Genomic DNA, 26,286 nt, shown 5'->3' on the forward strand with positions numbered 1-26,286 from the left:
TGCACCAAGGCGGCGGCTTCGGCTGTCGCCTTGGCGCATCTTCGCTCCCGAATTCCACCGTAATCGAATTGAAGCGCCGCTCCACAAGAAGAGGGAGCGGGCGCACATGAATCCAAGGAACCATCGAAATGGCTATCGTTGAAGTCAAGGTCCCGCAGTTTTCCGAGTCCGTTGAAGAGGGCACGCTGATCTCCTGGAAGAAGAAGCCGGGCGAAGCCGTGGCCCAGGACGAAATCCTGATCGAAGTCGAGACCGACAAGGTCGTGCTGGAAGTGCCGGCTCCGTCGGCTGGCGTGCTGGCGGAAGTGCTGGTGGCGGACGGCGCAACCGTCACGTCGGAGCAACTGCTGGCGAAGATCGACACCGAAGGCAAGGCGGGCGCTGCTGCACCGGCCGCTGCCGCACCGGCGCCTGCTGCTGCCCCCGCACCGGCTGCTGCCGCTCCGGCCGCTGCTGCCACGGGTGGCGTGGCGATGCCGTCGGCTGCCAAGCTGATGGCCGAGAACAACCTGTCGGCGGGCCAAGTGGCCGGCACGGGCCGCGATGGACGTATTACCAAGGGTGACGTGCTGGGTGCCGTGGCTGGTGGTGCCAAGCCGGCTGCCGCCGCTGCTCCGCAAGCCGCACGTCCGGCCTTGCAGCAAGTCGCTGCGCCGGTAGATTTCGCCGCCTTGGGCGACCGTCCGGAAGAGCGCGTGCCGATGAGCCGCCTGCGCGCCCGTATCGCCGAGCGCCTGGTGCAGTCGCAATCGACCAACGCCATCCTCACCACCTTCAACGAAGTCAACATGAAGCCGGTGATGGACTTGCGCGCCAAGTTCAAAGACCAGTTTGAGAAGACCCACGGCGTGAAGCTCGGCTTCATGTCGTTCTTCGTGAAGGCTGCTGTCCATGCGCTGAAGAAGTACCCGATCATCAACGCTTCGGTGGACGGCAACGACATCGTCTACCACGGCTATTTCGACATCGGTATCGCTGTCGGCTCGCCGCGCGGTCTGGTGGTGCCTATTCTGCGCAATGCAGACCAGATGAGCCTGGCCGACATCGAAAAGAAGATCGCTGAATTCGGCCAGAAGGCCAAGGACGGCAAGCTGACGCTGGACGACCTGACCGGCGGCACGTTCTCGATCTCGAACGGCGGCACGTTCGGCTCGATGCTGTCGACCCCGATCATCAACCCGCCGCAATCGGCCATCCTGGGCGTGCACGCCACGAAGGACCGCGCTGTGGTGGAGAACGGTCAAGTCGTGGTTCGCCCGATGAACTACCTGGCCATGTCCTACGACCACCGCATCATCGACGGCCGCGAAGCCGTGCTGGGCCTGGTCGCCATGAAGGAAGCGCTGGAAGATCCGGCTCGCCTGCTGCTGGACCTGTAATCGACCACGTTGATGACACGAGACGCCGTTGCGCGCCACGCGCGGCGGCGTCCGAATCGAGGATTTCTCCATGAGCAAAGAATTTGACGTGCTGGTGATCGGCGCCGGCCCCGGCGGTTACATCGCCGCCATCCGCGCTGGCCAGTTGGGTCTGAACGTGGCCTGCTGCGAAGGCAACGCCTACGACGATCCGAAGAGCGAGCCGCGTCTGGGCGGCACGTGCCTGAACGTCGGTTGCATTCCTTCCAAGGCGCTGCTGGCCTCGTCGGAAGAGTTCGAGAACGTGAACCACCACCTGGCCGACCACGGCATCACGGTGGAAGGCGCGAAGGTCGACGTCGCCAAGATGCTCAAGCGCAAGGACGACATCGTCGGCAAGATGACCAAGGGCATCGAGTTCCTGTTCCGCAAGAACAAGGTGACGCTGCTCAAGGGCTACGGCAAGTTCGTCGGCAAGACCGACGCTGGCTACCAGGTTGAGGTGGCAGGCAAGGCCGGCACGGAAGTCGTGACAGCCAAGCACGTGATCATCGCCACGGGCTCGAAGGCGCGCCATCTGCCGAACGTGCCGGTCGACAACGTGATCGTTGCCGACAACGAAGGCGCACTGAAGTTTGCCGAGGTGCCGAAGAAGCTGGGCGTGATCGGCGCCGGCGTGATCGGTCTGGAGCTGGGCTCGGTATGGCGCCGTCTGGGTGCCGAAGTGACGATTCTCGAAGCGCTGCCGAGCTTCCTCGGCGCGGCGGACGAATCGGTTGCCAAGGAAGCCAACAAGCTGCTGACCAAGCAGGGCCTGAAGATCAACGTTGGCGTGAAGGTGGGTGAGATCGAATCGTCGGCCAAGGGCGTGAAGGTCAACTACACCGACGCTGCCGGTGCCGCGCAAGTGCTGGAGTGCGACAAGCTGATCGTCTCGATCGGCCGCGTGCCGAACACCGACAACCTGGGCCTGGAAGCGATCGGCCTGGCGGCGGATCAGCGTGGCTTTATCGAGGTGGACGACCACTGCGCGACCAAGCTGCCGAACCTGTGGGCGATCGGTGACGTGGTGCGTGGCCCGATGCTGGCGCACAAGGCGGAAGACGAGGGCGTGGCCGTGGCCGAGCGCATCGTCGGCCAGAAGCCGCACATCGACTACAACTGCATTCCGTGGGTGATCTACACCTTCCCGGAAATCGCATGGGTCGGTAAGACCGAGCAACAACTGAAGGCCGAAGGCCGCGAGACCAAGGCTGGCCAGTTCCCGTTCATGGCCAACGGCCGTGCGCTGGGCATGGGCGCATCCGACGGTTTCGTCAAGATCATCGCCGATGCGAAGACCGACGAAATCCTGGGCGTGCACATCGTGGCGGCCAACGCGTCGGACTTGGTGGCTGAAGCCGTCGTGGCAATGGAGTTCAAGGCTGCGGCTGAAGACATCGGCCGTATCTGCCATCCGCACCCGTCGATGTCGGAAGTGATGCGCGAAGCAGCGCTGGCGGTCGACAAGCGTCAGCTCAATATGTAACTGCTCGCCGCGAGGCAAGCACGATGCCCGGCCATCCACAAGATGCCGGGCATCAGTCCATTTGGGCCACCAAACGGCCGGCCCCACGCAGATGAACGTCCAGGAAACCTACCTCAAGGAACTGAAGGCGCGCGGCTATCAGCCCGACGAGGCGCAGCAGCGCGCCGTCGATCGCCTGCAGCAGTGTTACGACGAATGGGTCGCTTACAAGGCCCGGCGTTCCAGCGCACTGCGCAAGATGCTGGTGCGTCCGGAGTTGCCGCGCGGCGTCTACATGTGGGGCGGGGTGGGGCGCGGCAAGTCGTTCCTGATGGACGCCTTCTATGCGTGCGTGCCGGTGGTGCGCAAGACGCGCCTGCACTTTCATGAATTCATGCGCGAGGTGCATCGCCAGTTGGAAGAGTTGCGCGGGCGCGCGGATCCGCTGGATGAACTGGCCCGCCGCATCGCCAAGCGCTACCGCTTGATCTGCTTTGACGAATTTCATGTCAGCGATGTGGCTGACGCGATGATTCTGCACCGCCTGCTCGATCAGCTCTTCGCCAACGGCGTGCAGTTTGTGATGACCTCCAACTACCGTCCGGATCTGCTGTATCCGGATGGCCTGCACCGCGACCGTGTGCTGCCTGCCATCGGACTGCTGCAGGAGAGGCTCGACGTCCTCAACGTCGATGCCGGCATCGACTATCGCAAGCGCGCGATGGAGCAGGTGCAGGCGTACTACACGCCGTTGGGCGCCAAGGCGAACTCGGCGTTGCGCGATGCTTTTGCGGCGGTGGCGGAAGTGCCGGACGAATCGCCGGTGCTGCGTATCGAACACCGTGAAATTCGCGCGGCGCGTAAGGCCGGCGGCGTAGTGTGGTTCGATTTCGCCACGCTGTGCGGTGGCCCACGTTCACAGAACGACTATCTGGAAATCGCCTCGCGCTTTCACACCGTCATTCTGGCCGATGTGCCGAAGATGACGCCGCGCATGGCGTCTGAAGCGCGTCGCTTCACGTGGCTGATCGACGTGTTCTACGATCACAAGGTCAAGCTGCTGATGTCGGCGCAAGTGGCGGCCGAGGAGCTATACACCGAGGGGCAGATGGCCAATGAATTCCAGCGCACCGTGTCTCGTATTGTCGAGATGCAATCGCGCGAATACCTCGAGGCACCTCGCCGCGAAGTGGATACGTCACTGACCTGATTTCATCCAGTGCCTAGTGCGACGTCGGCGGCGGGTTGCGGTGCGACGTCGGGGCCTGTGAGGGCCGCAGGTTTGCGCCAAAGAAATCCTGCGGCAGGCGCTCGGTCTTGCGATTGACGTTGCGGAACGCACCTTCGACCAGCATCGGGGCGACGTTGCTCACATCGGTCTGCGAGGCCATGGTCACGTCTTCAGTAAAGCCGCGTTCACACAGTTCGCGGCCCGACACCGAGTCGAGCAACCAGGCTTTCATCATGCCGGTCTGCGACGCCTCGCGATAGACCGCGCGGGCGGCCAGTGCTTCGGGCGATAGTGCTTGCGGCAGGAAGCCCGCCACTGTTTCCGACAGGTGATGCACGATCGCACCAGCGGCTAGCCAGTCTTCCAGGGCGGGGCGCAGACTGCCATCAGCCCAGCGCTCTCCTGACGCTACCACGGCAATACGTCGACCGAGCCGGGACGCGGCTTCCGCCACGGCGCGAGCGTTGCGCAGGCAGCCGGCAAACGTCGGCGTTGATCCGGTGGCGAGTGCCAGCGTTGCGCCATTGGGTGAGGGCAAGACCAAGCTGCTGCCGATCGGCAACTCACGCAGCGACGCGGGCGAGAGTGTATAGCCCGCCTGGCTGCGGTTGTGGCCCGCCAGCATGGCGCCGGCTCGACGCGCGAAGGTTTCTGCGCTGCTATCGCGCCATGGGTACGGATAGATACGTGCGCCGCGCGCCACGGCCACATCCACACAGGTGCAAAAGGACAGGACGTCCACCACGATGACGGCGTCGCAATGCGGTGCCAACGCCGATGCACCGTGCTCGCCCCATTCGCAGTGGATGTTGTACAGGCTGAATTCGGTTGCCATGTCGCGCCCTCCTGTTTGCCTGGTGCAGCTATCAACTATAGGCGGCTTATTTTTTTGTGGGAGGGTCGGGGTGCTCGGGGTGCGCTGCGGGCCGCATTCCCAGTTGTTTTTTATTGCGCGGTGCTTGATTCGTATCAAGGGCGGGTCGGGGGATGCTGGTTAGCATTGTTCTCATAATGACGACGACATTCGCCCCCAGCTACCCAGCAGCGCCGGTTGCCGGTACAGGCTCGCCCATTGCCATGGGCGAGGCGGGTGCGTCGCATATCACCTGCTATCACTGCGCCTCACCGTTGGACGGTGCCACCGCGCTCCACGCTGACGTTGCAGGCCAATCCCGTGCGTTTTGCTGCGCCGGCTGCCAAGCCGTCGCGCAAACGCTGCACGCCTCCGGCATGGGGCACGTCTATAGCGGCCCGATCGCCTTTGCCAAGCCCATCGAAGGTGATCGCCGCGCCGAGGCCGAAGCAGTCTGGGCTACCTACGACCTGCCTGTCATGCGCGAGCGCTTCGTGCGCATGCGTGCAGACGGCGCGGAAGTACTTTGCCTCGCCATCAGCGGCATGCGCTGCGCCGCGTGCGTCTGGTTGATCGAACGCGCGCTCTCGTGTGTGCCGGGCGTGCGTGAAGCGACCGTCAACTACGCCACCGAACGTGTGCGCATTGTGGGCAATGCCGGCGCCATGCGCCTGTCCGCTGTGTTTGCTGCGATTGCCGATGTGGGTTATGAGGCGTGGCCCGATCAGCCATCCGCGCGCCGCATGGCCGAGGCGCGAGAACGCCGCAGCCTGCTGATCCGCCTCGGCATCGCCATGCTCGGGATGATGCAGGTGATGATGTACGCGTGGCCGGTGTACTTGCACGGCAGCGATATCCCGCTCAGCCAGACCCGCCTGATGCAGTGGGCCAGCCTGGTGTTGACGGTGCCGGTGGTGCTGATTTCGGCGCGGCCCATTTTCATCAACGCGTGGCGGCAAGTGCGGCATGCGCACGTTGGCATGGACGTGCCGGTAGCGCTTGGGGTTGGCGCGGCGTTCATCGCCAGTGTGGTTGCGACCCTGCGCGGCCACGGCGAAACATACTTCGATTCGGTGACGATGTTCGTCGCATTCTTGCTGGCGGCGCGTTATCTCGAACTGCGCGCACGGCAGAGCGCGGCTTCCGGTGCCGAGGCGCTCGTGCGCCAACTGCCGGCCACTTGCCGGCGCATCGAGCCTGCAAGCGGGGTGCTCGAAACCATTCCCGTCGCGACGTTGCAGCCAGGCGATTGCGTGGAAGTGCGCGCCGGTGAAGTCCTGCCAGCAGACGGCATCGTCGAACACGGCACGACCAAAATCGACGAATCGCTTCTCTCCGGTGAAAGCGTGCCGCGCTCGCGCGACGTGGGCGCGACCGTGCTGGCCGGCAGCTACAACGTCGTCAGCGCGATTCGCGTGCGTGTGAACCGCGTAGGTGCGCAAACGCGCCTCGCCGCCATCGTCGATCTGCTTGAGCGCGCGTTGACCGACAAGCCCCGCATGGCTGAACTTGCTGATCGCGTGGCCGGGCGCTTTGTGGCTGTACTGCTCGGCTGGGCGTTGCTTACCGCGATTGCGTGGTGGTGGGTGGACCCGACGCGCGTGTTTGCCGTTACGGTGGCGGTGCTGGTGGTGAGCTGCCCGTGCGCACTGTCGCTGGCCACGCCGTCTGCACTGGCGGCGGCCAGTGGCGCGCTGGCGCGGCGCGGTGTGCTGGTCACGCGCGGCCATGCCATCGAAAACCTCGCGGCCGTCACCGATGTGCTCCTCGACAAGACGGGCACGCTCACCGAAGGGCGCCTGTGCCTGCTGAGCATCGAGACATTCGCCGATGTGGATGCTGAACATTGCCTAGCATTGGCGTGCGCGATGGAGCAATCAGAGAACCACCCGATCGCTCAATCGCTGCGTGCCGCCACCTCCAAGGCAATGCCGTTACCCACGTTGGAGCGGACAACTAACGTGCCGGGGCAGGGCGTGTATGCCGTGGTCGATAACCGACTGATGCGGTTGGGCACGCAACCGTTCGCAGCCGTGCACTACGCTGATCAGCCGGTCGCTTCCATCCGTTACGGCACGGAAGCGCCGATGGAAGAGGTGCCGCCGGCGGCCGCATGCACGTCGGTCTGGCTCGGCCGTGATGGCCAACCGCTCGCGCGCTTCACGCTGGCTGATACGCCGCGTGCCGATGCGCCTGCGTGCCTGAGCGCGCTGCGTGAACAAGGGCTGCGCTTGCACCTTGTTTCTGGCGATGCGCCGGAGACCGTGCACTGGTGGGCCAACCGCCTTGGCATCGACCATGCGGTGGGCGGTGCCAGCCCCGAAGACAAGCGCGCATACGTGCGCAAGCTGCAGGCGGACGGCGCACGTGTGCTGGCCGTCGGCGACGGCATCAACGATGCGCCGCTGCTCGCGCAGGCGCAGGTCTCCATCGCCATCGGGTCGGGGGCGCCGCTGGCCCAGGCTGGCGCCGACGCCATCCTCACCGAGCCGCGCCTGTTCGCCATCACCGAAGCCGTATCGATTGGCCGCCGGACGTTGCGCGTGGTGCGTCAGAACCTCGGCTGGGCGTTTGTCTACAACGCGATCAGCATTCCGCTCGCCACGCTGGGGTGGCTGTCGCCGCTGGCGGCGGGCATCGGCATGTCGGTGTCGTCGCTGCTGGTGGCGCTCAATGCGTGGCGTTTGTCCAGCGCGGTTTAAAGGATCGAAATGGAAACGCTGTTTCTGCTGATTCCGCTGTCGCTGATGCTGGTCATGGCGATTGTTGGCGTGCTGTGGTGGGCTGTTGGCTCGGGGCAGTACGACGATCTCAAGGCGCCCGCGGAATCGATTCTGCTCGACCCCGATACCCCAGCACGCGACGCAATGTCGCGGGACGGAACTACTTGACCACATTGGCCGGGGTGCCTTGACGCACGTCAAGACTTCAATGCAGCCCGATTCTTAACATGACCGTATCAAACCAACACACTCGGGGAGCAAGCATGCAATCGTCCAGCGCGTTGCAGCCCACCCAGACCTTCAATTACCGCGTTGTCCGCCAGTTCTCGATCATGACGATCGTCTGGGGCATTGTCGGTATGGCGGTCGGTGCGCTGATCGCGGCCCAGTTGATCTGGCCGCAACTGAACTTCGGGGTGCCCTGGCTGACGTATGGCCGGCTGCGTCCGCTGCATACCAATGCCGTCATCTTCGCCTTTGGCGGCAGCGCGTTGTTTGCGACGTCTTACTACGTTGTGCAGCGCACGTGTCAGGCGCGTCTGTTTTCCGACACGCTGGCGGCTTTCACGTTCTGGGGATGGCAGGCGGTGATCGTGGCGGCAGTCATCACGCTGCCGCTGGGCTACACCAGCTCGAAGGAATACGCAGAACTGGAATGGCCGATCGACATCCTGATCACTGTCGTGTGGGTGGCATACGCGCTGGTGTTCTTCGGTACCATCGTCAAGCGCAAGACCCGGCACATCTATGTGGCCAACTGGTTTTTCGGCGCGTACATCCTGACGATTGCGCTGCTGCATATCGTCAACAACGCCGAACTGCCGGTGACGATGTGGAAGTCGTACTCGGCCTACGCTGGCGTGCAGGACGCAATGGTGCAGTGGTGGTATGGCCACAATGCGGTGGGCTTCTTCCTGACCACCAGCTTCCTGGGGATGATGTATTACTTCGTGCCCAAGCAGGCCGAGCGTCCGATCTATTCGTATCGCCTGTCGATCGTGCACTTCTGGGCGCTGAACTTCACCTACATGTGGGCGGGCCCGCACCACTTGCAATACACCTCGCTGCCGGACTGGGCGCAGTCGCTGGGCATGGTGTTCTCGCTGATTCTGCTGGCGCCGTCGTGGGGCGGCATGATCAACGGGATCATGACCCTCTCGGGTGCCTGGGAGAAGCTGCGCACCGATCCGATTCTGAAGTTCCTGGTGGTGGCGCTGTCGTTCTACGGCATGGCGACGTTTGAGGGCTCGATGATGTCCATCAAGACCGTCAACGCGCTGTCGCACTACACGGACTGGACGATCGGCCACGTGCACTCCGGCGCGCTGGGCTGGGTCGCGATGATCACCATCGGCTCGATGTACTACATGATCCCGCGCCTGTTCGGGCGCCAGAAGATGTACAGCACGCGCCTGATCGAAGTGCACTTCTGGGTGGCCACCATTGGCGTGGTGCTCTACATCGCCGCCATGTGGATCGCCGGCGTGATGCAAGGCTTGATGTGGCGCGCCACCGAGGCTGACGGCACGCTTACCTACAGCTTTGTCGAGGCGGTGAAGGCGACGTACCCGTTCTACATCATTCGTCTACTGGGTGGCCTGTGCTTCCTGGGCGGCATGCTGCTGATGGCCTTCAATGTGTTCAAGACCATCCAGGGCAGCAAGGCGATCGACGCGCCGATTCCTCAACCGGCCCAGGCTCCGCTGGTCGCAGCGCAGTGAGGGGATGAACATGAGCAATCAACAGAAAAGCTTCTTCTCGCACGAGACACTGGAAAAGAACATCGGCCTCCTGATCGCGGCGACGCTGGTTGTGGTCAGCATCGCAGGGCTGGTGCAGATCGTGCCGCTGTTCTTCCAGCATTCGACAACCGAGCCGGTCAAGGGCATCGCACCGTATTCGCCGTTGCGACTGGCTGGGCGCGATATCTACATCCGCGAAGGCTGTGTCGGCTGCCATTCGCAGCAGGTGCGCACGCTGCGCGCTGAGACCGAACGCTACGGCCACTATTCGCTGGCCGGAGAATCCGTGTTTGACCACCCGTTCCTCTGGGGCTCCAAGCGCACTGGCCCGGATTTGGCGCGCGTGGGTCAGCGCTATTCCGATGATTGGCATCGCATCCACTTGCGTGATCCGCGCGAGGTGGTACCTGAGTCGAACATGCCTTCATATGCATGGCTCTCGAAGACGCAGCTGGACAGCGGCGACATCGAGAAGAAGATGCACGTGCTGCGCCAGCTCGGCGTGCCGTACACCGATGCGCAGATTGCCGGCGCGCGCGAGCAACTCGCAGGCAAGACGGAAGAAGATGCCGTCGTTGCCTATCTACAAGGCCTGGGTGTGGAAATGCGCAACGTTCATGACGTAGCGGTCGAGCCAGCAGCACCGGCCACCGTTGCTGCCGCAAAGGAGTGAGTCATGGCCACATTGAGTGCAATTGCCACGGCGGTCTTCCTGGTGCTGTTCGTCGGCATCAGCTGGTGGGCGTTCTCGGCACATCGCCGCGCCGCAAATGCTGAATCGGCCATGCTGCCGTTCATGCTGCCCGACGAGGCCGAGGTCGCCGGTGCGCGCGCAGACGCGTCGCGACCGCATCAATAAGGACACAGAATCATGAGCGACTTCATTTCGGAGTTTTGGGGGTACTACATTGCGGCGATTGCCCTGGTGGGCATCGTGTGGTGTGTGTGGCTGCTGTTCTCGCAGCGGCGCATTCAGATGGCACCGGGGCAAAGCGCCGGTGGCGATACCGGCCACGTGTGGGACGACGACTTGCGCGAGCTGAATAACCCGCTGCCGCGCTGGTGGATGTGGATGTTCCTGCTGGCGTGCATCTTTGCGGCGACATACCTGGTGCTGTATCCGGGGTTGGGTGCCTATGGTGGCGTGCTGGGTTTCTCGTCGCGCGGCGAACTGGCCTCGCAGCGTGCGGCAGCCGATGCGAAAGTGCGTCCACTCTATGCACGCTACGCGAGCATGGACATCAAGCAGATCGCCGCAGATCCGCAGGCACGAGAGATCGGCCAGCGCCTGTTTCTGAACAACTGCGCGCAATGCCATGGCTCGGACGCAGGCGGCTCGAAGGGCTTCCCGAACCTGACCGACAGCGACTGGCTGTATGGCGGCGAGCCGGAGACGATCCTCACCACCATCACCAAGGGCCGACATGGTGTCATGCCGTCGCTGGCTGCTGTGGTAGACGGCAATCAGGCAGTGAACGTTGCCAACTACGTGCGTTCGCTGTCGGGCCTGGCTTATGACCCGATCAAGGCCGCACGTGGTGAGCCGACCTTCAAATCTGTCTGCGCGGCCTGCCACATGGCTACCGGCAAGGGTAATCAGGCGCTGGGCGCGCCGAACCTGACCGACCGCACGTGGTTGTACGGCAGCGCGGAAGCGACCATCGTCGAGACCATTCTCAAGGGCCGTGACAACACCATGCCAGCGCACGAGAATCTGCTCTCGCCCGAGAAGATCCGCATGCTGGCCGCCTACGTGTGGGGCCTGTCGAACAACAACCCGAGCGCCCAGCAATGAGCGACCAAGAACCCGCCTGGCGCCCCATGACGCCTGCCTCCGCCGCAGCGGCGGCAGGTGCCGACGACGCCCCGACCGAGCAGATGCTCTATGAAGTGCGGCGCAAGATCTATCCGCGCTCCGTGACAGGCGCCTTCGCGCGTTGGCGCGTCTGGTTGGTGCTGGCCACGCAAGCCATCTTTTATGGCTTGCCGTGGTTCCAGTGGAATGGTCGACAGGCGGTGCTGTTCGATTTGGCCGCCCGCAAGTTTTATCTGTTCGGCCTGGTGCTGTGGCCCCAGGACGTGATCTACCTCACCCTGCTGCTCGTGCTATCGGCACTAGGGCTGTTCCTGTTCACGGCAGTGGCGGGACGGCTTTTTTGCGGTTATGCCTGCCCACAGACGGTCTACACCGAAATCTTCATGTGGATCGAGCGGCATATCGAAGGCGACCGCTTTGCCCGCATCCGTCTCGACGGCGAGCGCTGGAGCCCGCGCAAGCTGCGTCTGAAAGCCGCCAAGCATTCGGCCTGGGTGCTGATCGCACTGTGGACGGGCTTCACCTTCGTCGGCTTCTTCACCCCGATTCGCGATCTGGGCATGGAGACTTGGACGTTCTCCCTCGGCCCCTGGCAAACCTTCTGGATGCTGTTTTATGCATTCGCCACGTGGGGCAACGCCGGCTTCATGCGCGAGCAGGTATGCCGCTACATGTGCCCATACGCACGCTTCCAGAGCGTGATGGTCGACCCCGATACCTACGTCGTCACGTATGACACGCAACGCGGCGAGCCGCGCGGCAGCCGCTCGCGCAATGCGGATTTCGAAGCACAGGGCCTGGGCGCATGCGTCGATTGCAGCATCTGTGTGCAAGTGTGCCCAACTGGCATCGATATCCGCCAGGGCCTGCAGTACGAATGCATTGGCTGCGGCGCTTGTATCGACGCCTGCGATCAAGTCATGGACAAGATGCGCTATCCGCGCGGCCTGATCCGCTATACGTCTGAGCGCGCCATACGCGACCGGCTCAACCCGAAGGAGACCCGGCAGCACTTGCTGCGCCCGCGCGTGCTGATCTACAGCGGGATCATGCTGATGCTCGTGGTCGGCTTCATCACCGCACTGATGATGCGCCAGCCGCTCAAGGTGGACGTGATCCGCGATCGTGGCGCACTCGCGCGCGAAGTCGACGGCGGCAAGATCGAGAACGTCTATCGCCTGCAGTTGATGAACGCCTCCGAGCAACCCATGCGCGTGACCATCACCGCAGAAGGCATGACTGAGTTGGACGTGCAGGGCGGTCGCGGCGAATCCACCACGCTTGAATTGCCGCCCGCCGCCAACCGCTTGTTGCCGGTGCGCGTGCGTCGCCCGGCCGATGATGCCGCCCCCGGCTCGCACAAGATCCGTTTCGTCATTCATGCAGATAACGGCAGCGGCAGCCTCGTGCTGCGCGAGCCGTCGAGCTTCATCGTGCCGCGCTAACGCGGTATTCAGCGGTATCCCCAACAGGAGGCATCGATGCACGCAACGCAAACTTCCGCACCCGCCCGGCCGTGGTGGCGTGAGCCCTGGCCGTGGCTGCTGATGGCCGGGCCGTTTGTTGCCATGGTTGGCTGTGGCGTCACCATTTGGCTGGCGACGTCACATCCTGATGCCGTTATCCACGACAACGTCGTGCGACGCGGCCTGGTCATCGAAAAGCCGGCCGCCGCGCCGGCACATGCCATTCATGCGGAGGCGCGATGAAGCGGCGACTGCTGATGTGGATTCTGTGGCCGGCGTTTCTGTCGGCCGCACTGGCGGAGCTGGTCGTTTTTGCGGTGGTGGATCCGGCCGACCTGCGTTTTTTTGGTGAACAGATTGCGGTGTCGGCCCAGGCGGTCTACACCGTATCGTTCTTTGTGTTCTGGCTGCTGTGCGGATTGTCGAGCGCGCTGACGCTCTATGTGTCGCCGGGTATCGGCAAACTGGAAGCGCATGAACACCCGCTCGTGTGAGCGGGCATCATGGAAAGCCGCTTAGGCGGCCTGACCGCTCATCACCTGGCGCAGGCCGGCCAGGTCGATCAGCTTGACGTGACGCTGGCGGATTTGAATCAGGCCGGCCTCGGCAAAGCGCGAGAACAGGCGGCTGACGGTTTCGAGCTTGAGGCCGAGATAGCTGCCCAGTTCTTCGCGGCTCATGCGCAGCACGAACTCCGTCGACGAATACCCGCGCTGGGCCGAACGCTTGGAAAGGTTGAGCAGGAATGCCGCAAGACGTTCTTCCGCACGCATGGAACCCAGCGTGAGCAGCATCAGATGATCCTGCGAGATTTCTTTGCTCATGATGCGCAGGAACTGATGCTGCAGCGAAGGCAGCCGGCGCGAAAGCTGTTGCAACTGGTCGTAGCGCACGACGCAGACTTCGGTATCTTCCAGCGCGGTGGCGTCCGACACGTGACGCATGTCGCCAATGCCGTCGAGCCCGACGATTTCCCCCGGCAGGTGGAACCCCGTGATCTGGTGGCGACCGTCTTCAAGCGTCACATGTGTCTTGAGCGTGCCGAAACGAATACCGTAAACCGCCTCAAGCGGCTCACCAAGGGAGTAGAGCGATTGCCCCTTCTTGATTCGGATGCGCTCGTTGACCAAATCGTCCATTTTGCGCACGTCGTCCGAATTCATTCCCACTGGCAGGCAAATTTGCCCGAGTACGCAGGTGGAACAACGCGAGGCTTGATCGGTAAGTGCGATTCGAGTGAGCACGGGCGGGGGCGACTGAATTTCGAGAAAGTGAGATGAATAATTCTTCTGGTACGACTCGCGCATATTATAACGGCGGCCGTCTTGCCATCGGACATTTCCGATGTGACAAAATGCGCGAATTCAGCTTGGTTCGCAACAGCAGAACGAAAACTTTGGTCCATATCAAAAGAGCGTCGAAAAGATGAGTGCCGCGGCGCTTGTGAGCGTTTTTTTGATTGCATTGCTCGGCGGCGTGCATTGTCTGGCGATGTGCAGCGGTATCGCACTCGCGGCCGAACGCGCAACCGTGGCAGTGCGGATCGTGTCGCGACGCCGGCTGTGGTTCGAGCAGATCGTCATGCATGCGGGGCGGTTGACAACTTATGCGCTGCTCGGCGCAGTCATGGGGGCGATGGGCGCGACTGTCTGGCGTCAGCAATGGCTGCCGATTCAGCGTGGCTTGTTTGCCCTCGCCAGCGCGTTGCTCCTCGCCTACGGTGTTTTGCTGCTCGTTCGCTCTGCCGGAGATACGTGGCGCAGTGTGTGGCTTGAGCGGTTGCTCGGTCGCGTCGCCGGCGGTTTGTCTCGGGTGAGTGCCGCGCTAGGCGGCAAGTTGCAGCGCCAGCCGCCGTTGCTGCGCCGCTATGTCACGGGAATGGCCTGGGGGCTGGTGCCGTGCGGCATGGTGTATGGCGCACTGGCTGTGGCGTTGTTGGCAGGCAACGCTGCCTCGGGAGCCGTCGTCATGCTCGCCTTTGGTGCGGGCACGCTTCCGAATCTTCTGATGATGTCCGGTTTGGCCGGGTGGCTGCGCGGACTGTCGCGCCGGCGATGGGCGCGTAGCGTGGCCGGTGCCGCCATCGCCGTATTCGGCGTTTGGGGGTTGGTGCACGCGATCTGGCTGCCTGAGATGCTTAACGCACACGGCTTTTGTCTGGTGCTGTAGCCGTTTAAAGCGCGCCCAGATCGTTATCCAGTCTGGGAGGGGGTGCTAGGACATCTTCCCGGTTGCGGCGCCGCGCGAAATTGCCCTACAATCGACAACAATTCGATTCGCCACCCGCGCAACTCAACAATCCCAAGCGCGGCGCCAAGCGATGCCATCCAGCGGTAGAGTCACCCTGGACAGTCGATTCGGGCGAGCTGCCTTCTTCGTTGGCGGTCGTTCGGTGCAGTATCCGTCCCCATGGCGGCGGAAGAAATTGCCCTTGTGGTGCCTGACCGGCACCGGATCAACTCGCTCCTCCGGCCCTACTTTGCGGGCACAGCCACTGCGTTTTGGTGCAGGGCCCAATTGAATCAATGGGCCTTTGTGCGCCGGGCCCGGGCGGGCAACAGCATTCAGAAATGCCGCGTGCTTCGCGGCGGGACGACAAACCTCAAGCGTGACGGCGACTGGCCGAGCGCGAGCAATGACGAGCCGCTCAACCCGATGAATACCCAAGAGGCGAAAATCGTCCTCGAGACCGCGCTGATCTGCGCGCAGGACCCGTTGCGAGTCAATGACTTGCGCAAGCTGTTCGACGAAGATGTTTCGGCCGACACGATCCGTGTGCTGCTCGAAGAGCTGCGCCAGGACTGGCTGAATCGCGGTGTGGAGCTGGTTGCGCTTGCCTCCGGGTGGCGCCTGCAGAGCCGCCCCGAGATGCGTGTGTATCTCGATCGTCTGCATCCGGAAAAGCCGCCCAAGTACTCGCGCGCAGTGATGGAAACGCTGGCGATTATTTCGTATCGCCAGCCGGTCACCCGCGGCGATATTGAAGACATTCGCGGCGTTACGGTCAACACGCAGATCATCAAGCAGATTGAAGACCGTGGCTGGATCGAAGTCATCGGCCATCGTGACGTGCCGGGCCGCCCGGCGCTGTATGCGACGACCAAGCAGTTTCTTGACGACCTGGGCTTGCGCTCGCTCGACGAACTGCCGCCGCTGGAAGATGCCCGCGCGCAGGCGCAGGCGAGCCTGCTGGAGCAGGGCGCCATCGAGTTCGAGGGCGGTGCAATTGCGGTGGAAGAACTGACCACGCTGGTCAATGAGGCGCCGGAAGGTGCCGAAAGCGCGGGAGTTCCGGCCGCAGGCGCGACCGAATCGCCGGTCGACAACGCTTCCATTGAAGCCGTCGCCGATACACAAGCGCAGCCTGAGGTGATGTCGGCCGACGAGCCCGCGCTGGAAACCGAGTCGCAAGCGGTGAATGCGAACGAGGTTGCGCCGGAAGGCGAACACAAAACACCGGCCGAGCCGCCTGCGGCTCCCGTTAACGAGCATTCGTAACACCATGCCAGCCGCGCAGTTGGCGCATGGCCTGAACCCCTAGATTTGAAAGACGTTGTGAGTACTCAGCCAGATTCCATGGATACACGTATGCCGGCCGACGCCGACGCTCAGCCGCCCCGCCAAGACGGCGGCGATGGGACCGAGGCCGCGCCTCGTCGCAAGGGATTGCGCCGGGGCCTGCGCAACCTCGTGGCTTCGCGCCGCCCGCAGCAGGACGGTCGCCCCGAAGGCGAAGCCGCTGAGGCGGGTAGGGCGGATGCCGGCCAGCCAGCGCAGCCGCGCAAGAGCCGCGCGCCGCGGGCGCGCAAGCCGAAGGAGGTAGCGGGCGAGCCTGCGGTCGTTGCTGCAGAAGGCGCCGCGCCAGTTGAACAAGTGCCGGCAGAGGGCCAAGGCGAGAGACGCGGCCCGCGTGGACGTTTTGGCAAGAATCGCCCCCGTCAGGGCGAAGGCCAGCCAGCGGAACGTGCCGAACGTGCTGAGCGGACAGAAGGCGCCAGCGGCAGGAATGCCAATGCTGGCGGGCGAGGCAAGCCGCAGAACCGCAATGAAAACCGCAACGGCAAGCCGCAAGGCAAGGCTGGTGGCCCCAATCAGAATCGCGGTGGCACGGGTCCGAAGGGTGCAAAGGGTTCCGAAGATGTCTTCCAGTACGTGATTTCCGGTGCGTACGATACAGAAGCCGACACCGGCGGCGCATCGCAGCCCTCCAAAGCGCGCGAACTGACCTCTGACGATGACGCGCCCAAGCTGCACAAGATCCTGGCTGACGCCGGGCTCGGCTCGCGCCGCGACATGGAAGACCTGATCCTGCAAGGCCGTGTTTCCGTGAATGGCCTGCCGGCGCACATCGGCCAGCGCATTCTTGCCACCGACCAGGTCCGCGTGAATGGCAAGCTGATCCAGCGCAAGCTGCCCAACAAGCCGCCGCGCGTACTGCTGTACCACAAGCCGTCGGGCGAGATCGTCAGCCAGTCCGATCCTGAAGGTCGCCCGACCGTGTTCGATGCGCTCCCGCGCATGAAGACCGGCAAGTGGGTCGCCGTCGGTCGTTTGGACTTCAATACCGAAGGCCTGCTGATCTTCACGACTTCCGGTGATATCGCCAACCGCTTTATGCACCCGCGCTATGGCGTCGAGCGTGAATATGCGGTGCGCACGCTGGGCGAGCTTGCCGAGACCGACCGTCAGAAACTGCTGCACGGTATTCCGCTCCAGGACGGCGAAGCCAACTTCCTGCGCTGCGTTGATGGCGGCGGTGAAGGCGTCAACCACTGGTACCACGTCGCCCTGACCGAAGGGCGTAACCGCGAGGTGCGGCGCATGTTCGAGGCGGTCAATCTGACCGTGTCGCGCCTGATTCGTACGCGCTATGGCAGCTTCGTACTGCCGCGCGGTCTCAAGCGCGGCCGCTGGCAAGAGGTGTCGGCCGAGGATGTGCGTACGCTGATGGGCACGCTGGGCATGAAGGTGCCGACGGCCAGCTCAGGCGGGCAGGATCGCCAGGGCAACCGTCGCCGCGGCCCCGCGCCGGTACTGATGGGGCCGATGTCGTCGGGCTTTACCGGCGAAGCAAACTTCCAGTCACGCGGCATGGGGGTTGAAAATGGCAACCGCGTGCAACCCGCGCAGCGCCGCCAGTCCAATCCGCGTCAGCCGGATCCGATGCAAACATCAATGGGCTACATCAATGTGGGTGGCCCGACCACGCTGACAGCGCGCACCCGCACGGGTGACCGCGCGAACGGCCGTGGCGGTGCAGGGGCTGGTGGTGGCATGCGTGATGGCAACCGCGCGCCCGGCAACAAGCGTCCCGGAAAGGGTGGTGGCGGCATGCCGAACGGCAACAAGGCGCCGCGCAGTGGTGCCAAACGCGGCGGTAAGCGCTGAAAATGCGGGCGTTGTGTGCGGCACTCGTCGCAACGCCCCGTTTTGTGGCGGCTTCGGGGCAATTTTTGCGTTTTGCCTCAAGGCGTATTACAATGTGAGTCTAATCAAAAGTCATCCTGCAGAAGATAAGCGAATGATATGGGCGTTGCGCCCATTTTTTTTTGCTTCAGCAGGTTGGCCATACCGGGAAATTCTTCAGGAAAAACGTGCATCTGACTGATCTGATTGAAAAAACCCTCACCGCCATGGGTTACGAGCTGGTGGAAGTGGAACGCGCGCCGGCTGGGTTGCTGCGCGTGTATATCGATCAGGCAGAGAATGGCATCGTCATTGAAGATTGCGAGAAGGTGAGCCATCAGCTCACGCGCGTGTTCGAAGTTGAGAACGTCAACTACGAACGGCTGGAAGTGTCGTCGCCGGGGCTTGACCGCCCGCTGCGCACGCTGGCCGATTTCACGCGCTTCGCCGGCCTTGAGGTCAAGGTGACGCTGCGCTTGCCTGTCGGCGGGCAAAAGAATTTCACGGGAATCATTCAGGCTCCGACAGGGGAGCCAAGCCAGGAACGAATCGGCCTCGAGTTTGAGGGCAAGGAAGGCCCCGCGCTGCTGGAATTCACACTGTCGGAACTCGACCGTGCCCGGCTGGTGCCCGTGCTGGACTTCAAAGGAAATCGAAACAAAGGGAACAAGCAATGAGCCGCGAAGTTCTGTTGCTCGTCGATGCGCTTGCGCGCGAAAAAAACGTCGACAAGGATGTGGTGTTCGGGGCGCTGGAGGCCGCATTGGCTTCCGCGACCAAGAAGCGCTTTGAAGAAGACGTGGATGTGCGCGTGGCGATCGACCGTGAGTCGGGCGAACACGAAACCTTCCGTCGCTGGCTCGTCGTTCCCGACGATGCAGGCCTGCAGGAGCCGGACAAGCAGATTCTGTTGTTCGAAGCCAAAGAACAGGACGCTGACATCGATGTCGACGACTTCGTCGAAGAGCAGATCGAATCGGTCGAGTTCGGCCGCATCGGCGCGCAGGCCGCCAAGCAGGTGATCCTGCAGCGCATCCGCGATGCCGAGCGCGAGCAGATCCTGAACGACTATCTGGATCGTGGCGAAAAGGTCATGACCGGCACGATCAAGCGCGCCGACAAGAAGGGTTTGATCGTTGAGACCGGTCGCGTTGAAGCGCTGCTGGCCCGCGACCAGATGATCCCGAAGGAAAACTTGCGCACGGGCGACCGCGTTCGCGCGTACATCCTGAATGTCGACCGTACTGCACGCGGCCCGCAGATCGAACTCTCGCGCACCTGCCCCGACTTCCTGATCAAGCTCTTCGAGAACGAAGTGCCGGAAATGGAACAAGGTCTGCTGGAGATCAAGGCAGCCGCGCGTGACCCCGGCGTGCGTGCGAAAATCGCGGTCGTTGCACACGACAAGCGCATCGACCCGATCGGCACCTGTGTCGGCGTGCGTGGCACGCGCGTGACGGCTGTACGCAATGAAGTGGGTGGCGAAGCTGTGGACATCGTGCTGTGGTCGGAAGACCCGGCGCAGTTCGTAATCGGCGCGCTGGCACCGGCGCAAGTGCAGTCCATCGTCGTGGACGAGGAAAAGCACAGCATGGATGTGGTGGTCGACGAGGAAAACCTCGCCGTGGCCATCGGTCGTAGCGGCCAGAACGTTCGCCTGGCGTCGGAGTTGACTGGGTGGCAGATCAACATCATGACGCCGGCCGAGTCTGCACAGAAGCAAGCTGAAGAAAGCTCCGTCGTTCGCCAGTTGTTCATGGCGAAGCTGGACGTGGACGAAGAGGTTGCCGACATCCTGATCGAAGAGGGCTTCAGCTCGCTCGAAGAAGTGGCCTATGTGCCGCTGCAGGAAATGCTGGAAATCGAGGCGTTCGACGAAGACACCGTCAACGAGCTGCGCAATCGCGCTCGCGACGTGTTGTTGACGATGGAGCTGGCAAAGGAAGAAAAGGTCGAGAAGGTGTCGCAAGACCTGCGCGACCTCGAGGGGCTGACCCCGGAGCTGATCGGCAAGCTGGCCGAGGGGAACATCCAGACGCGTGACGACTTGGCCGAGCTGGCCGTCGACGAACTGGTCGAAATGACCGGTGTCGACGAAGAACAAGCCAAGGCGCTGATCATGAAGGCGCGTGAACACTGGTTTTCGTGAGTCGCATAAGCGTTGATCGTTTATCGGAATCCTCACTGAAACCAAGCATCGAAAGGGTTTGAATGGCAAGCACAACAGTTGCCCAACTCGCTGGCGAATTGAACCGTAGCGCTTCGGCGCTGCTGGAACAATTGCAGGCCGCGGGCGTGCAAAAGGCGACGCCGGAAGACGTCATCACCGAATCGGACAAGACCCGTCTGCTCGACTATCTCAAGCGAGCTCACGGTAGCGCCGAGGATGGCGCGCGCAAGAAGATCACGATCACCAAACGCGAAACCAGCGAAATCCGCCAGGCGGATGCCACCGGCAAGACGCGCACCGTGCAAGTGGAAGTCAAGAAGAAGCGCGTGCTGGTCAAGCGTGATGAACCGAACGCGGCGCAGGTTGAATCGGAGGCCGCAGAGGAGACTCCGGTCGTCGATGCCGAGGAGGTCGCGCGTCGCGAGGAAGAACAACGCCGTCAGGCCGAATTGCTGGCCCGCCAGGAAGCCGAACTGAAGGCGCGTCAGGAAGCAATGGAACGCGAGGAGGCCGAGCGCCGCGCTCGCCAGGAAGCCGCTGAAGCCGAGCAGAAGCGTCAGGCTGAACTCGCCGCCAAGAAGGCGGAAGAGGAAGCTGTTGCTGCCCGTGCTGCCGCTGAAGCGTCGGATGAAGCCCCGCGCCGCAAGGCCGAGGAAGACGCCGCACGTCTGGCAAGCGAGCGCGAAGCCGCGCAGAAGGCTGCTGACGAAGCGCGCGTTGCCGCTGACAAGATCAAGGCTGAGGAAGACGCCGCGCGCAAGCGCCGCGAAGCTGCCGAAGCCGAAGCTCGCGCCATCCGTGAAATGATGAGCGCCCCGGCACGCGTGCTGAAGACGCCCGCCGAGCGCAAGGCTGAAGAGGTTAAGAAGGCCGAGCAATCGGGCACGCTGCACAAGCCGGTCAAGCCGGCTGGAGAAGCGCGTCCGGCTGCGGCTGCCAAGAAGCCGGCGGCTCCGGCTCCCGCTGCTGCTGCACCGAGTTCACCGTCCGGCGACAAGAAGGGCGGTCGCGGCAAGTCGGGCTGGCAGGACGACAACCGTACCGGTAAACGTGGTGGCCTGAAAACGCGCGGTGACACCGGCGGTGGTGCCGACGGCTGGCGTTCCGGCTCTAAGGGGGGGCGCAACCGGCATGGCGACGACAATCGCAATGCCTTCCAGGCCCCGACCGAGCCGGTCGTGCGCGAGGTGCACGTGCCGGAAACCATTTCTGTGGCCGATTTGGCGCACAAGATGTCGGTCAAGGCAGCCGAGGTCATCAAGCAGATGATGAAGCTCGGTCAGATGGTCACGATCAACCAGGTGCTGGACCAGGAGACCGCGATGATCGTGGTCGAAGAAATGGGCCACCAGGCGGTCGCGGCCAAGCTGGACGATCCGGAAGCGTTGCTGATTGGCGGCGTTGAAGAACCGGCGAATGCCGAAGCCGAAACCCGTCCGCCGGTCGTGACTGTCATGGGTCACGTTGACCATGGCAAGACCTCGCTGCTGGACTACATTCGTCGCGCCAAGGTTGCGGCGGGCGAAGCTGGCGGCATCACGCAGCACATTGGCGCGTATCACGTCGAGACCGATCGCGGCGTCATCACCTTCCTGGACACCCCGGGTCACGAGGCCTTTACGGCCATGCGTGCACGTGGTGCCAAGGCGACCGACATCGTGATTCTGGTGGTGGCGGCAGATGATGGCGTCATGCCGCAGACGAAGGAAGCCATTGCGCACGCGAAGGCGGCTGGGGTGCCGATCGTGGTGGCGATCACCAAGGTTGACAAGCCTGAAGCCAACCCCGACCGCGTCAAGCAGGAACTGGTGGCTGAGAGCGTGATTCCGGAAGAGTACGGCGGTGATGTGCCGTTCGTGCCGGTGTCGGCCAAGACTGGCCAAGGCATCGACAGCCTGCTGGAAAACGTGCTGCTGCAAGCCGAAGTGCTGGAACTGAAGGCACCGGTCAACGCGCCGGCCAAGGGTCTGGTGGTGGAAGCGCAACTGGACAAGGGCAAGGGCCCGATCGCTACGGTGCTGGTGCAGAGCGGTACGCTCAAGCGCGGCGATGTGGTGCTCGCGGGCACAGCCTATGGCCGGGTTCGTGCCATGCTGGACGAAAACGGCAAGTCGGCCAAGGAAGCCGGTCCGTCGATTCCGGTGGAAATCCAGGGTCTGTCGGAAGTGCCGGGCGCTGGCGAAGAAGTGCTGGTGCTGCCGGACGAGCGCAAGGCGCGCGAAATCGCGCTGTTCCGCCAAGGCAAGTTCCGTGATGTGAAGCTGGCGCGTCAACAGGCTGCCAAGCTGGAAAACATGCTGGAGCAGATGAGCGAAGGCGACGTGAAGTCGCTGCCGCTGATCATCAAGGCCGACGTGCAGGGTTCGCAGGAAGCCTTGGTGCACTCGCTGCAGAAGCTGTCGACCGACGAAGTGCGTGTGCAGGTTGTGCACGCTGCCGTGGGCGGTATCACCGAGTCGGACGTCAACCTGGCAACTGCGTCGAAGGCCGTCATCATCGGCTTCAACACGCGGGCCGATGCGGGCGCACGCAAGCTGGCCGAGCATCAGGGCATCGACATTCGCTACTACAACATCATCTATGACGCTGTGGATGAGGTGAAGGCTGCGATGTCGGGCATGCTGTCGCCGGAAAAGCGCGAGGAGACGACGGGCCTTGTCGAGGTGCGTCAGGTCTTCCACGTGCCGAAGGTTGGCGCGGTGGCTGGTTGTATGGTGCTGGACGGCTTCGTCAAGCGCAATTCGCTGGTGCGGGTGCTGCGTGCGAACGTGGTCATCTTCTCCGGCGAACTCGATTCGCTCAAGCGCTTCAAGGACGATGTGAAGGAAGTGAAGCAAGGCTTCGAATGCGGCCTGTCGATCAAGAACTTCAACGACGTTCAGGAAGGCGATCAACTCGAGATCTACGAGATCACCGAGGTGGCGCGTACGCTGTAATACGTTGGCCGGGCGCTGCGGTGTCCGGCTCGACTTTGCGACGGTGGCCCGGGCGCGTCCCGCGCCACCGTTTTGTCTTTTTGGGCCGGCTGGCGTGTGTCGGCGAGCCTATGTGAGGAACACACTATGCCGAAGAAATCGGGATCGGCCGCTGGCCGCAACGTGCGTATCGCCGATCAGATCCAGCGTGATCTGGCCGAATTGATCCAGCGCGAAATCAAGAACCCGGCGATGGGCTTGGTGACGCTGCAATCCGTTACGCTCACGCCGGATTACGCGCACGCCAAGATCTACTTCACGGTGCTGGGTGCCGAACCGGAAGCTGCCGGTGCCATCCTGAATGAGAAGGCGGGCTACCTGCATTCGCTGCTGTTCAAGCGCCTGCACATCCACACGGTGCCGACGCTGCACTTCCACTTTGACGGTTCGGTTGAGCGCGGTATCGAGATGTCGCGCCTGATCGACGAGGCCAACGCCACGCGTGCCAAAGACGATTGAGATGGCCGAGCAACATGCGCCCAGGCCACAGAAGCCGCCGCGCCGCGATGTGCACGGCGTGCTGCTGCTGGACAAGCCGATCGGCTGGTCGAGCAACGATGCGCTGATTCGCGCCAAGCGCTTGCTGTGGGCCAAGAAGGCGGGGCATACCGGCACGCTTGATCCGCTCGCTACGGGCTTGCTGCCGCTGTGTTTTGGCGAGGCGACCAAGTTTTCGCAGGATTTGCTCTACGCGGACAAGACGTACGAAACCGTCGTGCGTCTTGGTATCAAGACGAGCACCGCGGACGCTGAAGGCGAGGTGCTGAGCGAGCGCCCGGTATCGGTCACGCCGGAGCAACTGCAGGCTGCCGTCGTCCGCTTTGTCGGCGAGATCGACCAGGTGCCGCCGATGCATTCTGCGCTGAAGAAGGACGGCAAGCCGTTGTACGAATATGCGCGCGCGGGCCAGACCGTGGAACGCGCTGCGCGTCGGGTAACGATTCACGCGATTGATGTGCTGGCGACCAACCTGGAATCGGCCGAGCCGACGATCACGTTGCGCGTGTCATGCAGCAAGGGAACGTACATCCGCACGTTGGGTGAAGACATTGGCGAGGCGCTGGGCTGCGGCGGACATCTGGTGGCACTGCGTCGCACGCAGGTGGGCAACCTGACGCTGGATGGCGCCGTGACACTCGAATCGTTGGATGCAGCCGCTGACGATGCACGCGCCGCATTGCTGGCGCCGGTCGATGCGCTGTTGCAGACGCTGCCGCGCGTGGAGCTGGATGCAGATGAGAGCCGCCGCTTCCTGCATGGTCAGCGCTTGCCGTTGCGATTGGCATTGCCGAATGCAGATCAGGTGCGCGTGTACGGCGTGCGTGACGCGATTGCTTCGGATGCCACTGCTTCGCTGCTCGGTGTGGCTGCTTGGCAAGGCGGTGTGCTGCGGCCGGAGCGGCTCGTGCATCTTTGAACAGATCGATCGGCAACAAAAAGCCACGCAGCTACGCGTGGCTTTTTCGTTTGCGCGATCTTTACTCAGTGCGCGCCGGCTGCTGCTTCCGCCCCGGCCGCCGATTTCGCCGGCTTGGTCAACCAAATGAAGACGATCAGCACGATAAACAGCACCGCAGAGATCCAGAAGATATCGTTGGCCCCCAGCATTGCGGCCTGCTGCGAGATCGTACGTTCGATCACACCGTTGGCTTGCAGGCTGGGCATGCCCAGTTGCGTGTACTGGTTGATTGACGACGAATAGGCCGGGTTGTACGGGTTCACGTGCTCGACCAGTTGCGCGTGGTGCAGGGCAGAACGGTTGTCCCACACCGTGGTCGAGATCGATGCACCGATGCCGCCGAACATGATCCGCACGAAGTTCGACAGGCCCGATGCCGCGGGAATCCGCTCGGGCGGCAGGCCCGACAGGATGATCGACGTGAGCGGGATGAAGAACATCGCCATGGCCGCGCCCTGGATCAACGTCGGGACCATCAGCGTCCAGGTATCCACCTGCACGGTAAAGTGCGAGCGCATCCAGAACACCAATGCAAAGGTGATGAATGCACTCGTTGCCACCCAACGCGCGTCCATCTTCGGCAGGTTCTTGCCGATCACGGGCGAGAGGAGGATGGCGAAAATGCCCACCGGCGCCATGATCAGACCCGCATCGGTGGCGGTATAGCCGACGATGGTCTGCAGCCACAACGGCAGGATCACGAGGTTGCCGAAAAACAGCCCGTACGCCACCGAGATGGCGACCACGCCTGCACTGAAGTTGCGGCCTTTGAACAGCGTCAAGTCCACTACGGGGTGATCTTCGGTCAGTTCCCACACCAGGAAGAACGCGAAGCCCACGATGGCGACGGCGGTCAACACTACGACCTCGGTCGAGTTGAACCAATCGAGTTCCTTGCCGCGATCCAGCATCAACTGCAGCGAGCCGACCCACAGAATCAGCAGCGCCAAGCCGATCTTGTCGATGGGCAGTGAGCGCGTGGGTGATTCTCGGTCCTTATAGATAACCCACGTTGCATACGCGGCGAGGATGCCCACCGGGATGTTGATATAGAAGATCCACGGCCAGCTCATGTTGTCAGAGATCCAGCCGCCGAAGATCGGCCCCATGATCGGCGCGACCAGCGTAGTCATGCCCCATAGTGCCAATGCCATTGAGCTTTTGGCGGGCGGATATGTCGACAGCAGCAACGATTGCGACAGCGGAATCATCGGGCCGGCCACGGCACCCTGGATGATCCGGGCGGCGATCAGCATGCCCATGTTGGGCGCCAGTCCGCATGCCCACGACGACAGCACGAACAGCAGAATCGACGTGATGAACAGGCGCACCTGTCCGAAACGCTGCGTCAGCCACCCCGTGAGCGGCACCGAGATGGCGTTGGCCACCGCAAACGAGGTGATGACCCACGTGCCCTGGTTCGGCGCTACGCCCAGGTCGCCCGAGATGGCCGGGATCGACACGTTGGCGATGGACGAATCCAGCACATTCATGAACGTCGCCAGCGACAGCGCTACCGTACCGATCGCCAGTTTGGCGCCGGTCAGTGGCTGTGGTGGCTTGGGCGCGGCAGTTGCCAT

The 26,286-nt window shown here is 63.0% G+C and carries 23 protein-coding genes; 20 read left to right on the plus strand and 3 right to left on the minus strand.

All coding sequences use genetic code 11. The annotated features are described in order from the left end of the window. Positions 1 to 128 precede the first annotated feature (128 nt). The 3 genes from odhB to zapE all read left to right on the plus strand — a co-directional run bounded on the left by odhB (position 129) and on the right by zapE (position 4,075). Positions 129 to 1,379, plus strand: a complete 1,251-nt coding sequence (odhB, locus tag PSUB009319_RS03695) for a 2-oxoglutarate dehydrogenase complex dihydrolipoyllysine-residue succinyltransferase (protein WP_124380904.1) — start codon at positions 129 to 131, stop codon at positions 1,377 to 1,379. A gap of 70 nt (positions 1,380 to 1,449) precedes the next feature. Beyond that, positions 1,450 to 2,886 carry a dihydrolipoyl dehydrogenase gene (lpdA, locus tag PSUB009319_RS03700; protein ID WP_124380905.1) on the plus strand — a complete coding sequence of 479 codons (1,437 nt, stop codon included), beginning with the start codon at positions 1,450 to 1,452 and terminating at the stop codon, positions 2,884 to 2,886. A gap of 91 nt (positions 2,887 to 2,977) precedes the next feature. Further along, entirely contained in the window at positions 2,978 to 4,075 is a 1,098-nt protein-coding gene (gene zapE / locus PSUB009319_RS03705) for a cell division protein ZapE (protein WP_124380906.1), read from the plus strand. A gap of 13 nt (positions 4,076 to 4,088) precedes the next feature. On the opposite strand, the gene PSUB009319_RS03710 is transcribed toward zapE, so the two are convergent. Then, a complete protein-coding gene (locus PSUB009319_RS03710) occupies positions 4,089 to 4,931 on the minus strand; it encodes a 2-phosphosulfolactate phosphatase (protein ID WP_124380907.1) in 843 nt (280 codons plus the stop codon). Between the two features lie 176 nt (positions 4,932 to 5,107). Here PSUB009319_RS03710 and PSUB009319_RS03715 point away from each other — a divergent pair, with 176 nt between their 5' ends. From PSUB009319_RS03715 to PSUB009319_RS03755, 9 genes are all read left to right on the plus strand, one after another. Beyond that, a complete protein-coding gene (locus tag PSUB009319_RS03715; protein WP_124380908.1) occupies positions 5,108 to 7,651 on the plus strand; it encodes a heavy metal translocating P-type ATPase in 2,544 nt (847 codons plus the stop codon). A 9-nt stretch (positions 7,652 to 7,660) separates the two neighbouring features. After that, complete coding sequence (gene ccoS, locus PSUB009319_RS03720; RefSeq protein ID WP_124380909.1) at positions 7,661 to 7,840, plus strand: cbb3-type cytochrome oxidase assembly protein CcoS; 180 nt, start codon at positions 7,661 to 7,663, stop codon at positions 7,838 to 7,840. Positions 7,841 to 7,935: 95 nt separating this feature from the next. Next, entirely contained in the window at positions 7,936 to 9,393 is a 1,458-nt protein-coding gene (gene ccoN / locus PSUB009319_RS03725; RefSeq protein ID WP_124380910.1) for a cytochrome-c oxidase, cbb3-type subunit I, read from the plus strand. 10 nt (positions 9,394 to 9,403) lie between these two features. Then, positions 9,404 to 10,087, plus strand: coding sequence for a cytochrome-c oxidase, cbb3-type subunit II (gene ccoO / locus PSUB009319_RS03730; protein WP_124380911.1), 684 nt, complete (start codon positions 9,404 to 9,406; stop codon positions 10,085 to 10,087). A gap of 3 nt (positions 10,088 to 10,090) precedes the next feature. After that, positions 10,091 to 10,273: a cbb3-type cytochrome oxidase subunit 3 gene (locus PSUB009319_RS03735; RefSeq protein ID WP_124380912.1), complete on the plus strand. Its 183-nt coding sequence runs from the start codon at positions 10,091 to 10,093 to the stop codon at positions 10,271 to 10,273. Positions 10,274 to 10,285: 12 nt separating this feature from the next. Then, entirely contained in the window at positions 10,286 to 11,209 is a 924-nt protein-coding gene (gene ccoP / locus PSUB009319_RS03740; protein WP_124380913.1) for a cytochrome-c oxidase, cbb3-type subunit III, read from the plus strand. After that, positions 11,206 to 12,675, plus strand: a complete 1,470-nt coding sequence (ccoG, locus tag PSUB009319_RS03745; protein WP_124380914.1) for a cytochrome c oxidase accessory protein CcoG — start codon at positions 11,206 to 11,208, stop codon at positions 12,673 to 12,675. Before ccoP ends, ccoG begins: the two co-directional genes overlap by 4 nt. Positions 12,676 to 12,711: 36 nt before the next feature. Then, positions 12,712 to 12,939: a FixH family protein gene (locus PSUB009319_RS03750; protein WP_124380915.1), complete on the plus strand. Its 228-nt coding sequence runs from the start codon at positions 12,712 to 12,714 to the stop codon at positions 12,937 to 12,939. Beyond that, entirely contained in the window at positions 12,936 to 13,190 is a 255-nt protein-coding gene (locus PSUB009319_RS03755) for a hypothetical protein (RefSeq protein ID WP_124380916.1), read from the plus strand. Before PSUB009319_RS03750 ends, PSUB009319_RS03755 begins: the two co-directional genes overlap by 4 nt. A gap of 21 nt (positions 13,191 to 13,211) precedes the next feature. Here PSUB009319_RS03755 and fnr read toward each other — a convergent pair whose 3' ends face one another. Continuing rightward, positions 13,212 to 13,940: a fumarate/nitrate reduction transcriptional regulator Fnr gene (fnr, locus tag PSUB009319_RS03760; protein WP_124380917.1), complete on the minus strand. Its 729-nt coding sequence runs from the start codon at positions 13,938 to 13,940 to the stop codon at positions 13,212 to 13,214. 181 nt (positions 13,941 to 14,121) lie between these two features. On the opposite strand from fnr, the gene PSUB009319_RS03765 reads away from it, so the two are divergent. From PSUB009319_RS03765 to truB, 8 genes are all read left to right on the plus strand, one after another. Next, the gene (locus tag PSUB009319_RS03765; RefSeq protein WP_124380918.1) at positions 14,122 to 14,865 is read left to right on the plus strand and encodes a sulfite exporter TauE/SafE family protein; all 744 of its coding nucleotides are present in this window, start codon (positions 14,122 to 14,124) and stop codon (positions 14,863 to 14,865) included. A gap of 486 nt (positions 14,866 to 15,351) precedes the next feature. Next, positions 15,352 to 16,194, plus strand: coding sequence for an SMC-Scp complex subunit ScpB (gene scpB, locus PSUB009319_RS03770; RefSeq protein ID WP_124381069.1), 843 nt, complete (start codon positions 15,352 to 15,354; stop codon positions 16,192 to 16,194). Between the two features lie 90 nt (positions 16,195 to 16,284). Further along, positions 16,285 to 18,084 carry a pseudouridine synthase gene (locus PSUB009319_RS03775; protein ID WP_124381070.1) on the plus strand — a complete coding sequence of 600 codons (1,800 nt, stop codon included), beginning with the start codon at positions 16,285 to 16,287 and terminating at the stop codon, positions 18,082 to 18,084. Positions 18,085 to 18,290: 206 nt separating this feature from the next. After that, positions 18,291 to 18,779 carry a ribosome maturation factor RimP gene (gene rimP / locus PSUB009319_RS03780; RefSeq protein ID WP_124381071.1) on the plus strand — a complete coding sequence of 163 codons (489 nt, stop codon included), beginning with the start codon at positions 18,291 to 18,293 and terminating at the stop codon, positions 18,777 to 18,779. Next, entirely contained in the window at positions 18,776 to 20,251 is a 1,476-nt protein-coding gene (gene nusA, locus PSUB009319_RS03785) for a transcription termination factor NusA (protein ID WP_124380919.1), read from the plus strand. The genes rimP and nusA overlap by 4 nt, the downstream gene beginning before the upstream one ends. A gap of 62 nt (positions 20,252 to 20,313) precedes the next feature. Continuing rightward, positions 20,314 to 23,208 carry a translation initiation factor IF-2 gene (gene infB, locus PSUB009319_RS03790; RefSeq protein WP_124380920.1) on the plus strand — a complete coding sequence of 965 codons (2,895 nt, stop codon included), beginning with the start codon at positions 20,314 to 20,316 and terminating at the stop codon, positions 23,206 to 23,208. A 126-nt stretch (positions 23,209 to 23,334) separates the two neighbouring features. Beyond that, complete coding sequence (rbfA, locus tag PSUB009319_RS03795) at positions 23,335 to 23,706, plus strand: 30S ribosome-binding factor RbfA (protein ID WP_124380921.1); 372 nt, start codon at positions 23,335 to 23,337, stop codon at positions 23,704 to 23,706. A 1-nt stretch (position 23,707) separates the two neighbouring features. Then, complete coding sequence (gene truB / locus PSUB009319_RS03800; protein ID WP_124381072.1) at positions 23,708 to 24,664, plus strand: tRNA pseudouridine(55) synthase TruB; 957 nt, start codon at positions 23,708 to 23,710, stop codon at positions 24,662 to 24,664. Between the two features lie 65 nt (positions 24,665 to 24,729). Here truB and PSUB009319_RS03805 read toward each other — a convergent pair whose 3' ends face one another. Then, positions 24,730 to 26,286, minus strand: coding sequence for a DHA2 family efflux MFS transporter permease subunit (locus PSUB009319_RS03805; RefSeq protein ID WP_124380922.1), 1,557 nt, complete (start codon positions 26,284 to 26,286; stop codon positions 24,730 to 24,732).

Origin of the sequence: Ralstonia sp. SET104, assembly GCF_003851545.1 — a bacterium.
In the GTDB taxonomy this organism is placed as follows: Bacteria; Pseudomonadota; Gammaproteobacteria; order Burkholderiales; family Burkholderiaceae; genus Ralstonia.

What these genes read in the sequence shown, in the direction of transcription:
- odhB (WP_124380904.1), top strand. Translation starts at nt 129, where the DNA reads ATGGCTATCGTTGAAGTCAAGGTCCCGCAGTTTTCCGAGTCCGTTGAA.
- lpdA (WP_124380905.1), top strand. Translation starts at nt 1,450, where the DNA reads ATGAGCAAAGAATTTGACGTGCTGGTGATCGGCGCCGGCCCCGGCGGT.
- zapE (WP_124380906.1), top strand. Translation starts at nt 2,978, where the DNA reads ATGAACGTCCAGGAAACCTACCTCAAGGAACTGAAGGCGCGCGGCTAT.
- PSUB009319_RS03710 (WP_124380907.1), bottom strand. Translation starts at nt 4,931, where the DNA reads ATGGCAACCGAATTCAGCCTGTACAACATCCACTGCGAATGGGGCGAG.
- PSUB009319_RS03715 (WP_124380908.1), top strand. Translation starts at nt 5,108, where the DNA reads ATGACGACGACATTCGCCCCCAGCTACCCAGCAGCGCCGGTTGCCGGT.
- ccoS (WP_124380909.1), top strand. Translation starts at nt 7,661, where the DNA reads ATGGAAACGCTGTTTCTGCTGATTCCGCTGTCGCTGATGCTGGTCATG.
- ccoN (WP_124380910.1), top strand. Translation starts at nt 7,936, where the DNA reads ATGCAATCGTCCAGCGCGTTGCAGCCCACCCAGACCTTCAATTACCGC.
- ccoO (WP_124380911.1), top strand. Translation starts at nt 9,404, where the DNA reads ATGAGCAATCAACAGAAAAGCTTCTTCTCGCACGAGACACTGGAAAAG.
- PSUB009319_RS03735 (WP_124380912.1), top strand. Translation starts at nt 10,091, where the DNA reads ATGGCCACATTGAGTGCAATTGCCACGGCGGTCTTCCTGGTGCTGTTC.
- ccoP (WP_124380913.1), top strand. Translation starts at nt 10,286, where the DNA reads ATGAGCGACTTCATTTCGGAGTTTTGGGGGTACTACATTGCGGCGATT.
- ccoG (WP_124380914.1), top strand. Translation starts at nt 11,206, where the DNA reads ATGAGCGACCAAGAACCCGCCTGGCGCCCCATGACGCCTGCCTCCGCC.
- PSUB009319_RS03750 (WP_124380915.1), top strand. Translation starts at nt 12,712, where the DNA reads ATGCACGCAACGCAAACTTCCGCACCCGCCCGGCCGTGGTGGCGTGAG.
- PSUB009319_RS03755 (WP_124380916.1), top strand. Translation starts at nt 12,936, where the DNA reads ATGAAGCGGCGACTGCTGATGTGGATTCTGTGGCCGGCGTTTCTGTCG.
- PSUB009319_RS03765 (WP_124380918.1), top strand. Translation starts at nt 14,122, where the DNA reads ATGAGTGCCGCGGCGCTTGTGAGCGTTTTTTTGATTGCATTGCTCGGC.
- scpB (WP_124381069.1), top strand. Translation starts at nt 15,352, where the DNA reads ATGAATACCCAAGAGGCGAAAATCGTCCTCGAGACCGCGCTGATCTGC.
- PSUB009319_RS03775 (WP_124381070.1), top strand. Translation starts at nt 16,285, where the DNA reads ATGCCGGCCGACGCCGACGCTCAGCCGCCCCGCCAAGACGGCGGCGAT.
- nusA (WP_124380919.1), top strand. Translation starts at nt 18,776, where the DNA reads ATGAGCCGCGAAGTTCTGTTGCTCGTCGATGCGCTTGCGCGCGAAAAA.
- infB (WP_124380920.1), top strand. Translation starts at nt 20,314, where the DNA reads ATGGCAAGCACAACAGTTGCCCAACTCGCTGGCGAATTGAACCGTAGC.
- rbfA (WP_124380921.1), top strand. Translation starts at nt 23,335, where the DNA reads ATGCCGAAGAAATCGGGATCGGCCGCTGGCCGCAACGTGCGTATCGCC.
- truB (WP_124381072.1), top strand. Translation starts at nt 23,708, where the DNA reads ATGGCCGAGCAACATGCGCCCAGGCCACAGAAGCCGCCGCGCCGCGAT.
- PSUB009319_RS03805 (WP_124380922.1), bottom strand. Translation starts at nt 26,286, where the DNA reads ATGGCAACTGCCGCGCCCAAGCCACCACAGCCACTGACCGGCGCCAAA.